The sequence below is a fragment of the Nonomuraea sp. NPDC050547 genome, from assembly GCF_044457345.1.
Classification (GTDB): Bacteria; Actinomycetota; Actinomycetes; order Streptosporangiales; family Streptosporangiaceae; genus Nonomuraea.
Genome location: NZ_JBITGW010000016.1, coordinates 316,827 through 335,165, shown reverse-complemented (window position 1 = coordinate 335,165; position 18,339 = coordinate 316,827). Strand labels below are relative to the sequence as shown.

Below are 18,339 nucleotides of genomic sequence, written 5' to 3'. Positions count from 1 at the left end.
CGCAGGCTTTTCCACGCGGATCGTTTCGGTCATGTGGTCATCTTCACATGTGCTAGAGCAGAACTAAGAGGTCGCGCGAGGATGAAAAAGGTTCACTGAGTGGCTGGCACGAATCCCACGGATGGCTGGTATGCCGGGGTGGCCGCCATAGGCTTCCCGAGGTATTAGTAGACGATCGAGGAATGCTCCAGGCCGGCAAGAACGAAACCGCCTTCGACCACTACCAGGTCCGGGCGACGCGACCAAACCCGCGCCCGCCAAAGCCACTACCAGCGGCAACAACTCAAAGATCGCTAAGCGCGGCTGGAACCCCATCCGTACAGCTCAAGCGGAATGCGGATATTCGTGTGTGTGGACGGACACGAATCTCCCCAGGTAGGCGGCCACGGTGATTATCGGTGAGCGGTCATCAGGACGGTAGACCGGCGGCTGTTGCGCCTTGGGCGTGTAGTCAGCGCACCGGGGCGCAGTGAGAAAGCTCCCGGATGATGCGGTCGGCGCTGTCCTCGGGAATAAGAGCTGTGGCGTCGAACCACCAGCTACGTAGCTCCCTGCTCGCTCGACGACCTGGCCACCATCATCCGCAGCCGGCTCAGGCAGATGCAGTACCGCCCCAGCCCTCCTGGCACACACCGGCCTGGTCACCAAACCGAGATCGACATGACACCCCGAACTTTCAATCTCTGTAGATCGCCGAGCTCTCGCTTCATGTCGGCAGGAACGTACAGGTACAGCGGACTTCAAGGTTCCATCAGCGAGACACTTTCCGAGAGGGTGTCCACCGACAGAACCGACGCCTCAAACCATCACAAACCGAACCGTCAACGCTGTGCAATCACCGCCCCGGTTGCTCGGTGGTTGCTCTTCGGCATCGCAACGCACGAACACCGGGGCGGCATTTTTGGACATTTCAAAAGCAGCAAAGGCTAGCTCGGTGATATTATCGAATACATTGAGGCATTGCCCGACATAAGAGCTGCGGACTTTTAATCCGTAGGTTCCGGGTTCGAGCCCCGGGCGCCCTACCACCTCATACTCAATCTGACCTGGGCTTTATCGGTTCTCGTAGCCTTCTGGCAGGGCCGAGACGGGCCGTCGGTTGCTCGCTGGTTGCTCTTCGGTACGGTCCCGGCACATGGCCGGGCGCTGCGGGTCCCGGTTCGCCCCTGATTGTCGGGCCAGACCCATAAGAAGGCCACGAGAGAACCCATCGGAAGATCTGGTCGGCGCCTCGATCTGGGTTATGCCTGGAGCTGCGTCAAGTTTTGATCATGCCCGCCATCTGCATGCGGCCGCTCCACGGTGATGTCCTCGAAGACTGGCGAGTACCACAAACCCGGCCTGAGATCCCGCCCCACCGTTGCTCCCCGATCTCCTCCCGGGCCCGCTCTGCCCACCGATTTCATCAAGCCCTCTTCAAGTCGAGGAAAACCAGCCGCCACGGCCTATACCGCTCCAGGAGAGGACCAGGTGCAGATCAAGCCCGACCAGGCCGATAGGCGCCATCATGACCGCACCTTCGTTCATCAAATGTGCCGTCGGGTGTAGATGAACACGTCTGGGGGCCGCCAGTGCGGCGGATCAGATCCCGCGGACGCCTGAACCACTGCGTCGCCCGAATCGGCATCGATGCCGAGGTATGCCAGCGATGGGTGATCAGCCCCACGGTCATCGTGGCGGGTACGCACGAGGATCGGCCGCCGCCAGGGCGCCGGGCCGTACCGGCTGCCGCCCCACCCTCGTCAACGCCGGACTCCTCAAAGCCGCCCGCGACCTCCTCCCCGACTCCGAACGCTCCCGTAACCTCCATCGCCGAACTCCTCGGCATCTCCGTCGGAACCCTCGACAACCACATTCCCGGCCTCCAAGAACTCCGCGCAACACCGCAAGGATCTACCACCTGAAGCATCCGGCGGCCCCCGCTCACCCATCACGCAGGCGTACATCCTCAGCCAGGTTGGCCAGGGCGACATCCCGGCTGTAGTCATCACCAAAGGCCTCGAAAATGGTGGCGGCCGTGATCGCCTCCTCAAAGCGCCGCACCTCCTGCAGCGCGAGGCCGAGGTTGTTCCACGCCATGCCTACGCCGCGCCGGTCACCGACCTCCCGCACGCAGGCCAAAGCGATGAAGCCGACAACCAGCTGATCCTCCAGATGCCGCCGCCAATCCAGATAGTCGCCGAGGTAGGCAGCCAGGCCAGCCGCCAGCCCGTAGCAGCCGATCTGCTGGCCGACGCTGACCGCGGCCACGAGGCTGAGCCGCTCGGCGTCAAACCAGGCCAGGGCCGCGGCCCGGTCGGCGAACTCGGCTCCGGTGGCCTGCCCGGTCAGGGCGGTCAGCGCGGTGTCGGCGGCCCGCGTCCAGTGCGGGTAGTGCTCCAGCAGCCGGTCAACCGCCTGCCGCACCTCGTCCGACTCGAGGGTCCGGCCGGCCTGCTCGCCGGCGTACAAGCGCAGCAGGTCGTGCATCCCCCAGCGCTCACCGGGCGCACCGACGATCAGGCGGGCGGCGGCGAGCTCACGCAGCTCCCGCCGCACCACCGCCTCCGGTCGGCCGTCCAGCACAGCGGCCGCCGTCATGGAGACTTCCACCCCAGGTGTCGAGGGCAACAGCACGAACAACCGCGCCCGCTCCGGAGACCGGGCGGCCAGCCGCTGGAAGGACAGGTCGAAAGCGGCCCGCACCGCGAGCGCCCCTTCCGCCTCCTGGCCCTCGACCTGCATCACGTTCAGCCGTTCACCCGCGTCGGCGAGCTCGGCGGCCATCGCCGACAGCGGCCGGTCGGGCTCGGCGGCCAGCAACGCGGCGATGATCTGCACCGCCAGCGGCAACCACCCACCCAACCGCACCACCTCGGCGGCGACGTCCGGTTCAGCCTCCACCCGCCGGTCGGCCACCCGACGTACCGCGAGCGCAGTGCGCAGCAACTCGACCGCCTCACCCTCGGTGAGGACGTCGAGGTCGAACTGGCGGCCCGCCAGCGGCAGCGTGTGGCGGGAGGTGACCAGCAGCCGATGGCAGGAGTGTGCCGTATCCCGGCTGTAGTCATCGCCGAAGTCCTCAGATCCAGCACCATCCCCGCCGGCTGCGTCGTCGCCCAGCATGGGCCTGAACGGCACAGTCGGCCAGGGTAGAGCGAGGACAACGTGGATGACGTGTCTCAATCAATCATGCCCATGCAGGTCAGGGCCTCGCGTCCGGCCGACTTCGTACAGACCGGACAGTGAGGGGCCGCCTCAATGGGAAAGGGGTGGCTTCGTTGGCCGCATCCGGCCATGCTCGTCGCCTTCATCGAACACGATGCGCCGACGGTGCGTAGGGTTCCGCCTGAGTCGCTGCTCAAGCGTGCGCCGACCTGGGCGGCCTCACCGGCTCGATGATGTCGGCAGGGCCCACTGTCGTCACCGGGACACTGGGGAGGTCGACAGTGATGTCGAGGCCGCCACCACTGCGGGCGGTGACCGTGATGCGTCCCTGGTGGGCGAGGGTGACCGCGCGGACGATCGAAAGTCCAAGTCCCAGGCCGTCGGTGCGTACGCGGCTGCCCTGCCCGCGTACAAACGGTTCCAGCAGCGTCTGCACCGCCTCGGGCACGATCTCGCGGCCGGTGTTGCTGATCCGCAGGACAGCGCGTCCGCCCGCTGTGTACGTATCGACGATGAGGTGCCCGCCGGCGTGGTTGTAACGCAGCGCGTTGTCGACCAGGTTGCCGATCATCCGTTTCAGCAGGACGGGCTCGCCGATGACCGGCGCGGGCCGCAGTCTGGAGCGTATGGCTATGTCAGCGGTCGCCGCCCGCCCCTCGACGGCGTCGAGGGCGGTGGCCGTGTTGGCGGCGAGGTCGGCCGCCTCACGCGCGCCGGGCCCAGCCTGGCTGCGGGCCAGCAGCAACAGGCCGTTCAGGACGCTTTGCAGGTGCTCGACGGTGTCGCGGACGTCGCCGGCCATCGCGAGCAGCTCGCCCCGGCTGGGGTGTCCGTCCAGGGTGACGTCGATCGCGGTGCGGGCGGTGGTCAGCGGGGTGCGCAGCTCGTGGGCGGCATTGGCGGTGAACAGCCGCTGGCTGTCCAGGATCCGGTCGCGCTCGGCGACGCCGCGATGGATGCGGTCCAACATGTCGTTGACCGTTCCCGCCAGCGCCGACAACTCGTCGGCGGGGGTGGTGACCGGGACCCGCTCGGTGAGGTTCTCGGCCGACAGCCGCCGGGCGGCCGAGGAGATCAAGCGGATCGGCCGCAGCACCCGGCCGGCTACCAGCCAGGCCAGTAGGGCGGCCAGGACGGTCACCACGACGAACGCCAGACCGGCCTGGGGCAGCAGCGCGGCCAGGGTGTCGGCCTGCACCCGATCGGCAAGATCGTGCAGATCCCGCCTCTGCGGCGGTATCAGTTGCATCGTGCCCTGCGGGCCGGAGCCGGCCGGGTCCAAATGAGTGACGAGCGCGGGGCGCCGCTTCATCAGCAGGTAGGTCAGCCCGGTCAGCGCGGCCCCGGCGGCCAGCACGAGGGCGGTCTGCAGCAGCGCGAGCCGGGCCCGGGCGGTCAGTCGCACGGGCCGATCCGGTAGCCGGCGCCGGTGACGGTCTCGATCAGCGGCGGGTCGCCGAGTTTGCGACGCAGCGTGCCGATGGTGATCCGGACCGCGTTGGTGAACGGGTCGGCGTGCTCGTCCCACACCTTCTCCAGCAGCGTTTCCGCACTGACGACGGTATCGCCGGCGGCGAGCAGTTGATGGAGCACGCCGAACTCCTTGGGGGTCAGGCGCAGCAGCCGGCCGTCCCGCTCGGCGCTGCGCCGGGCCGGGTCCAGCTCCACGTCGGCGGCGCGTAGCACCGGCGGGCGGGCCGGTGCGCTGCGCCGGACCAGGGCGTGCACGCGGGCGATCAGCTCAGCGAAGGCGAACGGCTTGCCCAGGTAGTCGTCGGCCCCCAGCATCAGCCCGCCGACCCGGTCCTCGACGGCGTCGGAAGCGGTCAGCATCAGCACCCGCGACTCGCCGCGCTGGGCGAGCCGGCGGCACACCGTATCGCCGTGCACGACGGGCAGGTCCCGGTCCAGGACCACCACCTCGTACGGGGTGACCTCGCACTTGTCCAGCGCGCTGCGGCCGTCCATGGCGACGTCGACGGTGAAACCGTGCTTGCGCAGCCCGGCTTCGATATACCCGGCGAGGAGCTGTTCGTCTTCAACCAGGAGCACACGCATCCGGGGAGTATCGCAACACGCGCATATGGACCGCATATGGTACGGCGATCGCCTGTCGATATGCGCCGGCCGGTAGATGTGATCACCCTCGGAGTTCCCGTAGAGAGGATCACAAGAGATGAGCCGTGCACGAACGGTCGGCATGACCTGGCTGGCCTCCGCCATGCTGGCGTTGGGTCTCCACGCACCCGCAACCGCAGCCGACCAGGCCAGGCTGGGAGACGTCCAGCAGGCGATCAAGAACCTGGCCAAGACCGACGGGGTGGTGGGTGCCATCGGCGAGGTGTACGTCGACGGCAAACGGGTGGCCCAGGGTACGGCGGGTTCGCGCCTGCTCGATGGCAAGGGCGGTCGTATTCCCCCGGGCTCCCGTTACCGCATCGCGTCCCAGACCAAGCTCATGGAGGCCACGGTCATCCTGCAGTTGGTCGGGGAAGGCAAGCTCAAGCTGGACGACAAGCTCAGCGCCGTCCTGCCCGAGATGGCCGAACACGACTATGTGGATCGGGCCGATGAGATCACTGTGCAGCAGCTGATCCGCCACACCTCGGGCATTCCTGACTTCATGGAGAGCGGGAAGTTCGACGTCTTCGACTTCACCACCGCTTACCAGCTGATCGACCTGGTGAAGGCCGCACGGACCGTCCCCCGCAAGGGCGAGCCGGGACAGTACCTCTACTCCACCACCAACTACGTCCTCCTCGGCATGATCATCGAGAAGGTGACCGGCCACGACCGGGCCGGCGAGTTCAAGCGGCGCCTGTTCACCCCGCTCGGCATGAAGCACACCTATCTGGCCACCAAGGTCTCCGACCAGATCAAGGGCCAGCACGGACACGGCTACTACCCCGACGCCAAGGGCAGGCCACGCGACGTCGACCGGCTCAACGCCACCATCGGGGGCCAAGGAGTGATCTCCACCGCGCACGACGTCAGCGCCTACTACCGCGCACTCAACCAGGGCAAGCTGCTGCCGGCGGACCTGCAACGACAGATGCCACGGCCCTTCCCCGAACTGTGCGGCGGAACGGTCTCCGCGGCCTCGGGCAGCATGCCCGGAATCAACTCCACCACCTTCTCCTCGACCGACGGCCGGCTTCAGTTCGCGGTGGCCACCACGCTGAAGATCGACAACGAGCAGGCCATGGCCGTCGGTGACGCCGTCACCCAGGCCGCGAAGGCCGTCCTCTGCCCCGGCCAATAGCCGAAGCCATCTACCACGGCGGCCGTTGATCGGTACCGGCCAGCCGGTAGTGAAATCGCCTGAAAGAGAAAATCATGACAATGAGTATGGGCCTGGCCGGGCTGGCAGGCGCGGTACTGGCGATGAGCCTCCCCGCACCCGCGACGGCCGCCGTACAGGCGGGTGCGTTGTCCGTTCAGTGGAAATCCTGCCCGGACTACTCCGATGAGGTGATCCGGAGCCTGCGCGTGACGCAGGAGCAGGTTCCGGCCTTCCGCACGCTGATGAAGCGCCTGGAGTGCGGGACGGTCGGCGTCCCGCTGAACCACCGCGACCCCGGCGGGCGGAAGATCGACATCGCGGTGACCCGGCTGGCCGCCACCGACAAGACCCACCGGCTCGGCGCCCTCGCCATCCTGCCGGGAGGGCCCGGCCAAAGCGGCTACCTGGACCCGGTGCGGACCGTGCTCAACAAGGAGGCGGCAGCGCTCAACGAGCGATACGACATCATCGGCTTCGACCCACGCGGAGTGGGCTACAGCACCAAGGTCGACTGCCCCCTCTCGCCAGGAGGTCCGCGGGAGCCGGGCGCGCTGACCAAGAAGGCGGCCAGGAAGATGTACGACGCCCAGGTCGCCGCCAACCAGAAGTGCGGACGCTTCGACCGCGCCTTCATCGGACAGCTCACCACCGACAACGCGGCCAAGGACCTGGACCTGGTGCGGACCGCCCTGGGTGAGCGCGAGCTCAACCTGCTCGGCCTGTCCTGGGGCAGCTCTTTGGGCATGGTGTACCGCAGCCTGTTCCCCGTACGCACCGGACGGGCGTTCCTGGACAGCGTCGCGCCGCCGTGGACCAATCTCATGAAGCACACCAAGGGCAGCGCGCAGGCGGCCGAGCGAACCTTCGGGCGCATGGCCGCCTGGCTGAGCCACCGCGACGACACCTACGGTCTCGGCGCCACCGCCCGGCAGGTGCGCGAGCAGGTGGCCAAGCTGGTCCGCGACTACGACAAGAGCCCCAAAACCTACCCCGACCTGCCGCGGCCCATCGACGGCTCGGCCGTCGCCGACCTGGCCAAGCGCATCTCGACCGAGTGGGTACGCGCGGGCAAGGCACTGGCCGAACTGCGGACGGCGACGGGCACCACCGCCCCGCCCACCGTCAAGGAGATGCTCAGCGGCGCTCGGATGATGGGCACCCCCCTGCCTGGCGCGCCCGAAATGCTGAACATGACCATGAACTGGGCGGTCAAGTGCAACGAGGACAGCAGCCGGCCCGACTTCGGCACAGCTTGGCGTGCCTACCAGCAGCTCGTGAAGCGCCATCCGGCAACCGGCCGGTCCGGGGGATTCGGAGGCGCCCTGTGCCAGGGGTGGCCGCTGCCCGTACAGCGGCCCACATTGAAGCGGGGGAGCGGGTCATTGGTGCTGGCGGGGCACCTGTACGAGTTCATGTCTGTCTATGACTGGACGTTGCAGACGCGGCGCGCCATCGGTGGCAGCGTCTACACGATCGCCGACGACGTGCACGTCTCGGCTACTCGGGTGCCCGAGTGCGCCGCCGACGTGGTGGAGTACTTCGAGACGGGCCGGATCGACACAGGTTGCAAGGGCAGCGGAGCCCCGAACTGACCACCGAGAAGCGGGAGAGACCTGCGGGCCAGCGGGTCGAGTAGCCCGGAGCTGATATCCACTGGACCCAGCCTCGGGTCCTGCCGCCTTCATGCACCGTTATCCACCGAAATGGCGCTGGTTCTCAGTGGGCAATGTCAGATATCCACTGAGACTTCGTTCACTCTGGTTGCTCCTCCACCCTTGCAAGGAGACTCGTGTAGCGAGCGAGAGCCTCCCGCGTGATCACCGTGTCGGGATGGTCGACCCCACGCACCCGCTCCTCCACTGACAGCAACGCAGCCAACTGGTCGCGGGCTGCACCCGGGTCTCCGGTCTCCCCCGTGCAGTAGGCGAGGTTGTGCCTGGTGGTCAGCGTGTCGGGGTGCTCCGCGCCGAGCACCCGCTCCTGCACCGGCAGCACCTTGGCGAGCTGGTCACGCGCCCCGGCCATATCCCCGGCCAGTCCCGTCCAGTGGGCGAGGTTGTGCCTGGTGGTCAGCGTGTCGGGGTGCTCGGCGCCGAGCACCCGCTCGCGCACCGGCAGCACTGCAGCGAGCTGGTCGCGCGCCCCGGCTGCATCTCCGGCCTGCCCCGTCCAGTGGGCGAGGTTGTGCCTGGTGGTCAGCGTGTGGGGGTGCTCCGCGCCGAGCACCCGCTCCCGCACCCGCAACACCTCGGCGAACCGGTCGCGCGCCCCGGCCACGTCCCCGGCCTGTCCTGTGTAGTGGGCGAGGTTGTGCCTGGTGGCCAGCGTGTCGGGGTGCTCCGCGCCGAGCACCCGCTCCCGCACCGGCAAGACCTCGGCGAGTTGATCGCGCGCCCCGGCCGCATCTCCGGCCCGCCCCATCCAGTGGGCGAGGTTGTGCCTGGTGAACAGCACCTCGGGGTGCTCCGCGCCGAGCACCCGCTCCCGCACCCGCAACACCTCGGCGAACCGGTCGCGCGCCCCGGCCATATCCCCGGCCTGTCCTGTGCAGTGGGCGAGGTTGTGCCTGGTGGCCAGCGTGTCGGGGTGCTCCGCACCGAGCACCCGCTCCCGCACCGGCAAGACCTCGGCGAGTTGATCGCGCGCCCCGGCCACGTCCCCGGCTTCCCCCGTGCAGTAGGCGAGGTTGTGCCTGGTGGCCAGCGTGTCGGGGTGCTCCGCGCCGAGCACCCGCTCCCGCACCCGCAACACCTCGGCAAACCGGTCGCGCGCCCCGGCCACGTCCCCGGCCTGCCCCATCCAGTGGGCCAGGTTGCTCCGGGTGGTCAGCGTGTCGGGGTGCTCCGCGCCGAGCACCCGCTCCTGCACCGGCAGCACCTTGGCGAGCTGGTCACGGGCTCCGGCTGCATCCCCGGCCCGTCCTGTCCAGCGAGCGAGGTTGTGCTGGGTGCCCAGTGTGGCGGGGTGCTCCGGGCCGTGCTGGTTGAGGGTGTGACGGTGGATGCGCTGCTGGATGTCGAGCCCGGTGGCGGCATCGCCGCTGGCTTGGAGGTAGTCCAGCAGGTCCTGCCATGCGGCCGGCTCGTACGGCAGGACGGCACGGGCATGGGGCAGCAACTGTCGATACAGCGGCCACCACGCCGACGCGTGAGGTCGGCCGGGCAGGGTCACGGAGATCAGCTCGGCGGCCTGGTGGCGTAGCCGGGCGCGCTGGTCGTCGCCGAGGTCGCTCCAGATGACGGCTTGCACGAGCCGGTGCACGCTCACGCTCTCCTGCCCGACGTCGTTCGGCATGTCCGCGGGGCCGGCGGCGGGGCGGGTGGTGATGGTGATGAGGCTGTAGGAGGCCAGCAGCGCCAGGGCCTCGTTGACCGCCTGCTCGTCGCGGTCGGCTCCGGCCAGCACCAGGCAGGGCAGGTGATCGGGCGCATAGCAGGCCAGCAGGTTCAGCAGCCGTCCGGCCAGCGGGTCGAGCTCGGTGACGCGGGTCCGGCTGAGCTCCCACGCCTTGGCCACCACCCGCTCGGCGTCGGTGCCCGCGGGCGCGGCCGCGTACATGCGGGCCGGTGTCTGCTTCAGCAGGTGCAGGTAGCCGGCCAGGGTGCAGCGCGGAGTAACGGTGATGTAGGTGCCCGCTTGGGTGAGAGCGAGCGGCAGGTCGCCGAGCTCGGCGGCGAGCTCGTCCAGCGCGACGGCGTTGGCGGCGTCGGGTGGGCCGATCAGATCGCCCAGCAACCGGACCGACGCCGGCCGGGCCAAGGTCTCCAGCCACAGCGGGGTGATGCCCAGTTGCCGCCAGCCGACATCACGCCGGGTGGTGATCAGCACCTGTCCCCGCGTCAGCCGGGCCAGGTACGGCTCCACATGGGCGGGCTCTTCGACGTTGTCGAGCACCAGCAGCCAGCCCGTGCGGCCGGCGAGCCAGGCCAGCGCCCAGGCGGCGGCCTCCTCCGGCGAGGCCTGCCCGGCCGCCACCGAGTCGACACCCGCCGCCACGGCGCGGGCCAGTGCGGCCAGTCCGGCTTCGATCTGGGCCGGGCTGTCGGCGTCGATCCACCACACCAGGTCGTAGTCCAGGCGGCGGGCGAAGGCGTACTGCAACGCCAACTCGCTCTTACCGACGCCGCCCAGTCCAACCCGGCTGACCACGACCCCCGCCCGGGCACCGGCCTCCAAAGCCGCCGCCAGCTGCTCCAGCGCCCGCTCGCGGCCGGTGAACCAGGCCGCCGGCCGGCGCGGCAACCCCAACAGTCCAGCCGGCACCTCCACCAGGGCCGGTGACGGCAGCGGCGGTCGCCGTGCCCCGTGCAGGTCACCGGTGACGATCATGCCGGAGTTGTCCCGCAGAGCAGCCGAGCGCGGCCCGCTCGCTTCCGCTCGCCATTCCTGGCGATCACCCGCCTGGCCGGGATCGTCGTGTGCGGTCACACCGCAACACTGACCAATCACACCATCCCCGGGCAACCGACTCAGCGAAACCGGCCCGTAAGCCACATCGGTCGCACACCAGGGCCACGAAACGACCTCCGGGTCGGCGCTCAGCGGGCCAATAGATAGACGGCGACGGAATGAACGGCCAGATTGACGCGAGAACCGGTCGGTGATCGACGTGCTCAGGCGTAGCGGACGTTTCGCCCCGCTGCACTAAACGCCTCCCATCCGCAAGAGCAGCCATGACAGTTGACAGGGGCAACCGCCGGTGTTCGTCTCCAGACTTACGCCGGCGACCACGCCGCTGCGCCCCACGGGTCGCGCCCTGTGGCAAGGCTTGCCTGCTGATGTCCGGGATTCGCGGCCGGGCGCGAGGCTGTTACGGGCCCGAATCGACGAAGATGCGCCAACTGGGCACCCTGCGCCCCCACGACGCCCGCCACACCTTCGCCTTCCAGCTCTCCCAAGCCTCCGGCCACAACCGCGCCGAACTCGAACGCCGCCTTGGCCACGCCAACGACCGCTACCTCAAGATCTACACCAACCCACCCGACGGCATCGCCGCCGGCTACATCGAAGACCTCTGATCACACGCCCTGCGCCTCGCTCTGATACAAGCGTCTACCTGCACAGACAGTCTCGTTTGGGTCCTGTGACACGATTCTTACAGGTACCCCACCCAGCAGACCGGCTGGAAACCTGGCCCCATCGCCGGTTACACCGCCGCCGCGCTGCCCCTGCTCGCCCAGGCCCGCGCCGTCCTGGCCACGGCCGTCGCCGCCGACTGAGCGGCGGGAGCCACCTGGGACGAGATCGCCGCAGTTCTGGACGTCAGCCCTGACACCGCTGCCCGTCACCACCGCACCTGACAGCGGGCCGGCCCGCGCAAGTGTGACTTCCGTCTCACGAAGCAACCTGGACAGCGAGTATGCATGGAAGAGGTATGCGATTCACGACTCAACGAGCGGTGCAAGAACCAGCGCCACTCCCGCAGGGAGTGCCGCCTGCTGCGGCCATGGATGAGGCTGTCGTGGCCGACCTGTTCCTGACTCACCGGCTGGGCCTGGTCCGGTTGGCGTTCCTGCTGGTGGGCGATCAGCAAACGGCCGAGGACGTCGTCCAGGACGCCTTCGCGGCACTACACCGCCGATGGAGCCGGTTAACCCACCATGATCGAGTGCTGCCCTACCTACGGGCGAGTGTGGTGAACGGATGCCGCATGGTTCACCGGCGCCGATCCATCATGAGCAGGTTCACCGGCGACCGGCAGACGCCATTTCGGTCGGCGGAGGCCGTCACGTTGCTCGGAGAGACGCGCCGGGAGGTGTCCGAAGCAGTACGCGCCTTACCCCGCCGCCAGCGAGAAGCCGTGGTGTTGCGCTACTACCTCGACCTGTCCGAGGCAGAAATCGCCGAAGCCATGGGAATCAGCCGTGGCACAGTGAAATCGACCGTCTTTCGAGCCCTGAAGGCACTCACCGTCAAACTGGAGGGAAACCGATGACGTCATGGCTCGAAGATCAGCTCCGGGATGCCCTCACCGCCGACGCCGAGCAGATTCGCCCGGAAACCTTGCGCCCTGCCGAACAGGCGGCGCGAACAAAGACCATTCCCACGCGCCGGTTCGTCCTGGCGGTCCCGCTCGCAGCCGCGCTCGTCGTCGTGGTCATCGGCACAGTCGCCGCCATCGTGGCCGGAACAGGAGGCACCACCCCAACCGGGCCCGCAACGCACACCCTCACTGGCCCGCGTTTCCTGTTGATCGCTGACAATGACGGCGTGACCGTCCACGACGCCCGCACCGGGAAGGCCGCGAGCCGGCTCGAACTGCCCCCGACCCCGGAGAGAAGCTTCCGCGAGCCCGGTGGATACCTGCTCGCAGGCGCTGGCGACGGTGCGACCTTCTACATCGCCCAGAGCGTGAAGTCCCGCGAAACACAGGTAAGCAGCACAAGGTTCTACCGAGCCCGGGTCGATGAACAAGGCAAACCAGCCGAGTTGGTTCGCGACGTGATTCCCAAAGTGATCGGTACAACAGCAAGCTCCCTTGCCGTTACCAGTGACGGCACTCGACTCGCCTACAGCCTCGACGGCAAGGTATGCGGTCAAGGAAAAACGTTGCGCTTCTGCCCCGGAGCGCAGCTCACGGTCGTCGATCTGCCCGCGAGCAGGACACGAACATGGACGACGAACATCGCAGGACAGATCGAGAGCCTTTCCTGGGCCGCCGATCGCCGCACGCTCGGCCTAGTGGTCAAATCTGAGGCTCGGGTTCTGGACACGACCGCCTCTGGCACCACACTCGGGACCAGTCAGGTCATAGCTCAAGGAAAGGAGGCCACCGCCTCGGCGATCAATCCGAACGGACGCAGCATGCTGATCGGCCACATCCAACTGTCTAATGGTCGGCAACCGCATCGCTACACCATAGACGAGTACTCCGTCCCGGACGGACGCAAACTTCGCACCCTGTTGAGCAGGGACCACGACGGCAACGAAGGCGGGCGCTGGAGCCTGATCCGCTACGACGGCACCGGGCACCATTTGCTGCTCGCGGGGAACTTCGATCCACTGAGCAGAGTCGATGACGGACGGGTCACGCCCTTGATCCGCCCCGGATCTCCCGATGCCTTGGGGCACCGATCAGAGATCCAGGCGGCTTGGTAACCAGCCCTAGACGGAAGTAGAAGTTGGGGGAACAAAGCTCGAACAGCCAGCGAAGCCTACGCTCGGCACGCGGCTAAACGATCACATATCAGGGTTCGAAGACCACCTCTCAGCTGTGGCTAGGTGAGACCCGCTAGACGATCTCCGACCTATCCGCGGGTTTCGCGTCCATCGGCCTGTCGACCGGCTCGTGGATGGCGTCGAAGAACGTGGAGTTGGCCGGTATCGACCGGGCCGACCGCTGGGGCATCTTCATCAGCCAGTGGGCGCCCACCTTCTTCGCCGTCGGCCTAGCCCTGCAGGGCGTGCCGGTACACGGCGAAGGCGTCCGGCGACCGCCTCAGGCCCCGGATCCGCCGGACGGCGGTAGCGGCCGCACTCCCAGATCGCGAGCTTGGGCCAGGGGCGGACATGACGGCCGCCGCCGTCGACCACGTGGACCTGGGCCAGCCCGGCCGGGTCGGCCAGGGCGTCGCTGTGGTCCCAGACGTGGACCTTGGCACGGGTTGCCGAAGTCGGTCAGGGCGTCGGCGATCTGCTGGGCAACGTCGGCCCGCGAGCACCAGGCGGCGGTGAACCAGGTGTACGTGCCGCGCTCGCAGACCTCGTACAGCAGTGCGGCCGCCACCGGGTGGCCGGGCTTGTCCTGGTCGGCGGCCAGGTCAGCGCGCTACTGGCGGGCGGCGACGCTGTACGGCTCGCCGGTGCGCTCCATGCGGGCTTCTTCAAGGCAGCTCCGCCCTGGAACAACGGGTACGGTGCGCGGCGGCCGGCGCCTGGGCGGCGGCCGTGCACTGTGCCGTGCCGGGTTACGACGGGTTGCGCCAGGAGGAGACGTCGACGAGCCGGACCAGGCCGCGGTGGCCTTCGTAGTTGCTGTAGCCGCCGTAGGCGAGGGTTTTCTGGTCGGGGTTGAAGGCCAGGGCCTCGACGCTGCTGATCTGGGAGTGGGTGAGGACAGCCAGTTGCAAGCGGGTGGCGGGGTCCCACAGCCGTACGGCGTTGTCGCCGCTGGCGCTGGCCAGGAGTTTGCCGTCGGGGCTGAAGGCGAGGTCGCTGACAGCGTTGGTGTGGCCTTGGAGGGGGTCGCCGATAAGCAAGCGGGTGGCGGGGTCCCACAGCCGTATGGAGTAGTCGCTGCCGCTGGCCAGGATCTTGCCGTCGGGGCTGAAGGCCAGGGCGAGGACGGGCCAGGTCTGGCCGGCGATGGGGGCCCCGACGGGCTCGCGGGTGGCGGGGTCCCACAGCCGGATGGCGGGGTCTTGGGAGCCGTTGGAGCTGTCGTTGTCGCCGCCGGCGCTGGCTAGGAGCTTGCCGTCCGGGCTGAAGGCCAGCGCGTACACGCCGGTGGTGTGGCCGGTCAGGGGGCCGCCGATGGGCTGGCCATTGGCGGGGTCCCAGAGCCGCACGGTGGTGTCGTCGGCTTCGGCGGTGTTGGGGTTGTAGCCGCCGGCGCTGGCCAGGAGCTTGCCGTCCGGGCTGAAGGCCAGCTCGGTGACGATGCCGGTGTGACCGGTCAGGGGGCCGCCGACGGGCTGGCCGGTGGCCGGGTTCCACAGCCGTACAGTCCGGTCATCGCCGGCGCTGGCCAGAAGCTTGCCGTCCGGGCTGAAGGCCAGCGCGTTCACAATGCCGGTGTGGCCGGACAGCTCGGTGCCGACCTGGAGGCGGGCTTGGGGATCCCACAGCTGGATCGTGTCGCCTTGGGTGGCGATCGCCAAGAGCTTGCCGTCGGGGCTGTAGGCGAGCGCGGTGACAGCCAAGGTGGTGCGGGTCAGCCGGTCCGGGTCATACAGCTGCCAGGCGACGACGGCACCGGTGACGATGGCGGCCGCGACAACGCAGCCGACGATGAGGAGCCCGAACTTGGAGGTGAAGCCGACCATGACCACCCGGTTGGCCCGCCGGTCGGCGGGCGCTGTCCGCGGGCTGTCCGCCCTGGTGGGAGCGGTGTCCGGGCCGTCCGGGCCGTCCGAGGTGTCCGGGGTGTCCGCGGGGACGTCCTGCCCGATGAGTTCGAGACCAGCCGGCGCGGGCGGGTCGACGCGTTCGGCGCCTACGCGCTCGGGACCGGCGGCGGGGGCGGTGGTGGTGTCGATCAGTTCGCGGCGCAGCCCGCTCAGGCCCGCCGCCTCGTCGGCCAGGACGTCATCGAGGCGGGACAGGATCTCGTTGCCGGCTTGCTGGTCGAAGGAGTCCATCAGCTTCTCCCGCGCCTGCGGCCCGGACCCGGACCTTGGCGGGGGCGAGGTGCCTGGGGTCAGTGACGGCGGCGCATCCAGGGTGCGCAGCAGCGTCTGCACCTGCTGCAGGGCCTCGTCTTTGAGGCGTTCGGCCTGGGCGCGCTGGCGTTCGCTTTGGTCCAGGCGGCGGCTGGTCTGCTCATACAGCTGTTCGGCCGCCTCCAGCCGACGCTGGGTGTCCTCGAGCTCCTGGCGGATGCGGATCAGGTCGCCTTCCAGGTCGGTGTGCTGGCGGCGTTCGGCCAGCAGGCTGTCGCGCTCGCCCCGCAGCGTGTCGCGTTCCTGGGTGAGCTCGGCGACCGCGTCGGCGAGCTGGTCCAGCATCTGCAGCAGGCCGGTGCTCAACGCCTGATGCCGGCTGACCGCCAGCTGCGCCCGGGCGAGCACATGCTGGCGGCCGGCGACCTCGGCCAGCAGCGCCACCCACTGGCGGACCTCGGCCGGCACCACCTGGCCCGCGTGTTCCTCGGCCACTGCCTCCACCGGCACCGGCAGCAACGTGGCCCGGTCGGGATCGGCGGCCTCCCACAGCGGCCGCACCTTGGCCCGCAGTACCTCCAAGGCCTGCTGGTCGCGGCCCGCGCACGCGGTCAGGAACGCCTCGACGAACTTCCAGTCCGGCCGGCGGGAGCCGTTGAGGTTGGCGGAGATGACACTGCGGCTGTGCGGGATCTTCTGCGCCAGCCCGCGCACCGTCTGCCCCCGCTGGTCGGCGATCGCCCGCAACGTCGCGGCCAGCTCCCGCACCTGCACGTACTCACCGCGCAACGGACCCCAAGTCGCCACCGCCCACGGCCCCTTCCCATCCCGGCCCATGATCCTCGGCGGACGTCCGGCCCTGTCCGCTCTTGTGCTGCGACAACACCGGGCCAGCCGAGCGGACACATCTCATCACGCCTATACCGGCGTTAGCAGGCCCATCACCACGGGCGTGAGGAGATCGCAATGAACCACCCCGCCGCCCAGCTCACCGCCACGCCATCGCCGCCCGCTCCCGGCGCGCCACCCTCACCCGGCCCACCCCCATTACGGCCCCAGCTGCCACCTCCCCGACCGGGCCGGTCCGGGCGCTGCCGGAAACGGGGGCGGGGCGACCAGGCTGGGGTGAGCCTGGCCGGGCCCTGAGTCTGCACAGCACCGCTATCGGGACGCCTCCAGCTTGCCCTCAGACGGGGCTGTGAAGGCTTGATGCTCGGGATGGGTGGGGCGGCCTGCCGTGCTACGCGCTGGCGGTGGTCAGCGGCGAAACAGCAGCCGCAGCAGCCGCCAGGCACGGGTACGGCGGGCCGAGTCCTTGGAGTAGAGGTAGACGCCGGACAGCACAGCCAGCGCGGCGGTGGCGGTCAGAGCGGCGAGGGTGAGCTGAGGCATCATCGGGGTGGGGTGTCCCTTCCTGCGGTGTGGGCGCCCCCGCGGTGCCCCGGGGCCGGTCACGGGTGACATCGGTCCGGCCCGGGCGCCGCTCGCCTCGGGGCGCGGCCGCTGCCCGAGGGACGGGAGCGGCTGGTCACCACTGTGCGGCGGCAGCCACCCGGTCGCGAGAGGCGCGGACAAGGTCTGACGTGCGACAACGAAACGTTCCGGCCCGTGACGATCGCTGACACGGGACGAACGTCCGGCACCGTCCGCTGACGATCGCGAACAGCGAAGGGCCCGGATTGCCGCACTCGGGCTTTACATCCGCTTACGGCCTGGGATGCTCGGTCTCACCATGAGCGAACACGACGGCACCCAGCGCGCGCCGCACCTGCTGGCCCTGGCCGAGCTGCGGGCGGCGCTGTGGCAGCTGTACGGGCAGGCCGGCGAGCCCAGCATGCGGCAGAGCGCCAAGGACACCGGCGGGCAGATCAGCCACACCACCGTGCACGCCGTCCTGCAATGCAAAAAACGTCCCGCCTGGCGCCACCTCGACCTGGTGGTGACCGCCTGGGGCGGCCAGGCCGAGGACCTGCGCCCGCTCTGGCTGCAGGCGCGCCCTCCTGCCCCGGGCGCTGCGCCGCCCGAGCCCGCCGGCCCTCCGCTGGAGAGCCCAGCCCGGCCGGCCCCCAGCACGGCGGAACGCGTCCGAGACCTCTTGGCCGAGCTGCTGGCGCTGGTCGCCTCGGAACGTTCTGCCGAGCATCGGCAGACCTTGGCCGTCCAGCGACTGCTCGCCGACCGGGTGGGAGAGGCGGGGGATGCGGTCGGCGCCCGGGACCTGCTGACCGCGCTGGTGCCGATCCATAAGCGGGCGCTCGGCGCCGAGCACCTCCACACGCGGGAAGCCCAGCGCGACCTCGCGCGCTGGGTGGGAGAGGCGGGGGATACGGCCGGTGCCCGCGACCGGTTCGCCGAGCAGGTGCACATCCATAAGCGGAAGCTCGGCGCCGAGCACCCCCAGACGCTGGAAACCCGACGCGCCCTCGCCGACTGGCGGGGGCGTACGGGAGACACGATCGGTGCCCGCGACCTGCTGGCCAAGCTGGTGACGATCTATGAGCGGGTGCTCGGCGCCGAGCACCTCCAGACGCTGGAAACCCGGCGCGACCTCGCGCGCTGGGTGGGGGAGGCGGGGGATGCGGTCGGTGC

General features: G+C 69.2%; 13 protein-coding genes and 1 tRNA gene. 7 read left to right on the top strand and 7 right to left on the bottom strand.

The window, feature by feature from the left end; genetic code table 11:
* Positions 1-923: 923 nt before the first annotated feature.
* Positions 924-1,028, top strand: a tRNA-Lys gene (locus ACIBHY_RS36355).
* Positions 1,029-1,923: 895 nt separating this feature from the next.
* Here ACIBHY_RS36355 and ACIBHY_RS36350 read toward each other — a convergent pair.
* From ACIBHY_RS36350 to ACIBHY_RS36340, 3 genes are all read right to left on the bottom strand, one after another.
* Positions 1,924-3,105 (bottom strand): hypothetical protein, encoded by a 1,182-nt coding sequence (locus ACIBHY_RS36350; RefSeq protein ID WP_397309054.1) that lies wholly within the window; start codon positions 3,103-3,105, stop codon positions 1,924-1,926.
* A 235-nt stretch (positions 3,106-3,340) separates the two neighbouring features.
* A complete protein-coding gene (locus ACIBHY_RS36345) occupies positions 3,341-4,552 on the bottom strand; it encodes a sensor histidine kinase (RefSeq protein ID WP_397309053.1) in 1,212 nt (403 codons plus the stop codon).
* Entirely contained in the window at positions 4,543-5,205 is a 663-nt protein-coding gene (locus tag ACIBHY_RS36340; RefSeq protein ID WP_397259268.1) for a response regulator transcription factor, read from the bottom strand. Before ACIBHY_RS36340 ends, ACIBHY_RS36345 begins: the two co-directional genes overlap by 10 nt.
* 118 nt (positions 5,206-5,323) lie before the next feature.
* On the opposite strand from ACIBHY_RS36340, the gene ACIBHY_RS36335 reads away from it, so the two are divergent.
* Both ACIBHY_RS36335 and ACIBHY_RS36330 read left to right on the top strand, forming a co-directional pair.
* Positions 5,324-6,409 (top strand): serine hydrolase domain-containing protein, encoded by a 1,086-nt coding sequence (locus ACIBHY_RS36335; protein ID WP_397259270.1) that lies wholly within the window; start codon positions 5,324-5,326, stop codon positions 6,407-6,409.
* A gap of 74 nt (positions 6,410-6,483) precedes the next feature.
* Positions 6,484-8,022, top strand: a complete 1,539-nt coding sequence (locus tag ACIBHY_RS36330; RefSeq protein ID WP_397309052.1) for an alpha/beta fold hydrolase — start codon at positions 6,484-6,486, stop codon at positions 8,020-8,022.
* A 160-nt stretch (positions 8,023-8,182) separates the two neighbouring features.
* Here the strand turns inward: ACIBHY_RS36330 and fxsT are convergent, their stop codons facing one another.
* A complete protein-coding gene (gene fxsT / locus ACIBHY_RS36325; protein WP_397309051.1) occupies positions 8,183-10,858 on the bottom strand; it encodes an FxSxx-COOH system tetratricopeptide repeat protein in 2,676 nt (891 codons plus the stop codon).
* A gap of 404 nt (positions 10,859-11,262) precedes the next feature.
* On the opposite strand from fxsT, the gene ACIBHY_RS36320 reads away from it, so the two are divergent.
* From ACIBHY_RS36320 to ACIBHY_RS36310, 3 genes are all read left to right on the top strand, one after another.
* Positions 11,263-11,448 carry a tyrosine-type recombinase/integrase gene (locus ACIBHY_RS36320; protein ID WP_397259278.1) on the top strand — a complete coding sequence of 62 codons (186 nt, stop codon included), beginning with the start codon at positions 11,263-11,265 and terminating at the stop codon, positions 11,446-11,448.
* Between the two features lie 428 nt (positions 11,449-11,876).
* On the top strand, positions 11,877-12,365 hold the full coding sequence (locus tag ACIBHY_RS36315; protein ID WP_397259280.1) for an RNA polymerase sigma factor: 489 nt from the start codon (positions 11,877-11,879) through the stop codon (positions 12,363-12,365).
* Positions 12,362-13,528 carry a hypothetical protein gene (locus ACIBHY_RS36310; protein ID WP_397259282.1) on the top strand — a complete coding sequence of 389 codons (1,167 nt, stop codon included), beginning with the start codon at positions 12,362-12,364 and terminating at the stop codon, positions 13,526-13,528. The genes ACIBHY_RS36315 and ACIBHY_RS36310 overlap by 4 nt, the downstream gene beginning before the upstream one ends.
* Before the next feature lie 133 nt (positions 13,529-13,661).
* Here the strand turns inward: ACIBHY_RS36310 and ACIBHY_RS36305 are convergent, their stop codons facing one another.
* From ACIBHY_RS36305 to ACIBHY_RS36295, 3 genes are all read right to left on the bottom strand, one after another.
* Positions 13,662-13,784, bottom strand: coding sequence for a hypothetical protein (locus ACIBHY_RS36305; protein ID WP_397259284.1), 123 nt, complete (start codon positions 13,782-13,784; stop codon positions 13,662-13,664).
* 553 nt (positions 13,785-14,337) lie between these two features.
* Positions 14,338-16,557, bottom strand: a complete 2,220-nt coding sequence (locus ACIBHY_RS36300) for a helix-turn-helix domain-containing protein (protein WP_397309050.1) — start codon at positions 16,555-16,557, stop codon at positions 14,338-14,340.
* Positions 16,558-17,007: 450 nt separating this feature from the next.
* A complete protein-coding gene (locus tag ACIBHY_RS36295; protein WP_397259290.1) occupies positions 17,008-17,145 on the bottom strand; it encodes a hypothetical protein in 138 nt (45 codons plus the stop codon).
* 337 nt (positions 17,146-17,482) lie between these two features.
* Between ACIBHY_RS36295 and ACIBHY_RS36290 the strand changes: the two genes are divergently transcribed.
* Positions 17,483-18,339: tetratricopeptide repeat protein (locus tag ACIBHY_RS36290; protein WP_397309049.1), on the top strand; the 857-nt coding region annotated here is incomplete at its 3' end.

Excerpts from the sequence above, each read along its gene's own strand:
- ACIBHY_RS36320 (WP_397259278.1), top strand. The coding sequence starts at position 11,263 with ATGCGCCAACTGGGCACCCTGCGCCCCCACGACGCCCGCCACACCTTC.
- ACIBHY_RS36330 (WP_397309052.1), top strand. The coding sequence starts at position 6,484 with ATGACAATGAGTATGGGCCTGGCCGGGCTGGCAGGCGCGGTACTGGCG.
- ACIBHY_RS36315 (WP_397259280.1), top strand. The coding sequence starts at position 11,877 with ATGGATGAGGCTGTCGTGGCCGACCTGTTCCTGACTCACCGGCTGGGC.
- ACIBHY_RS36340 (WP_397259268.1), bottom strand. The coding sequence starts at position 5,205 with ATGCGTGTGCTCCTGGTTGAAGACGAACAGCTCCTCGCCGGGTATATC.
- ACIBHY_RS36305 (WP_397259284.1), bottom strand. The coding sequence starts at position 13,784 with ATGAAGATGCCCCAGCGGTCGGCCCGGTCGATACCGGCCAACTCCACG.
- ACIBHY_RS36295 (WP_397259290.1), bottom strand. The coding sequence starts at position 17,145 with ATGATGCCTCAGCTCACCCTCGCCGCTCTGACCGCCACCGCCGCGCTG.
- ACIBHY_RS36335 (WP_397259270.1), top strand. The coding sequence starts at position 5,324 with ATGAGCCGTGCACGAACGGTCGGCATGACCTGGCTGGCCTCCGCCATG.
- ACIBHY_RS36350 (WP_397309054.1), bottom strand. The coding sequence starts at position 3,105 with ATGCTGGGCGACGACGCAGCCGGCGGGGATGGTGCTGGATCTGAGGAC.
- ACIBHY_RS36310 (WP_397259282.1), top strand. The coding sequence starts at position 12,362 with ATGACGTCATGGCTCGAAGATCAGCTCCGGGATGCCCTCACCGCCGAC.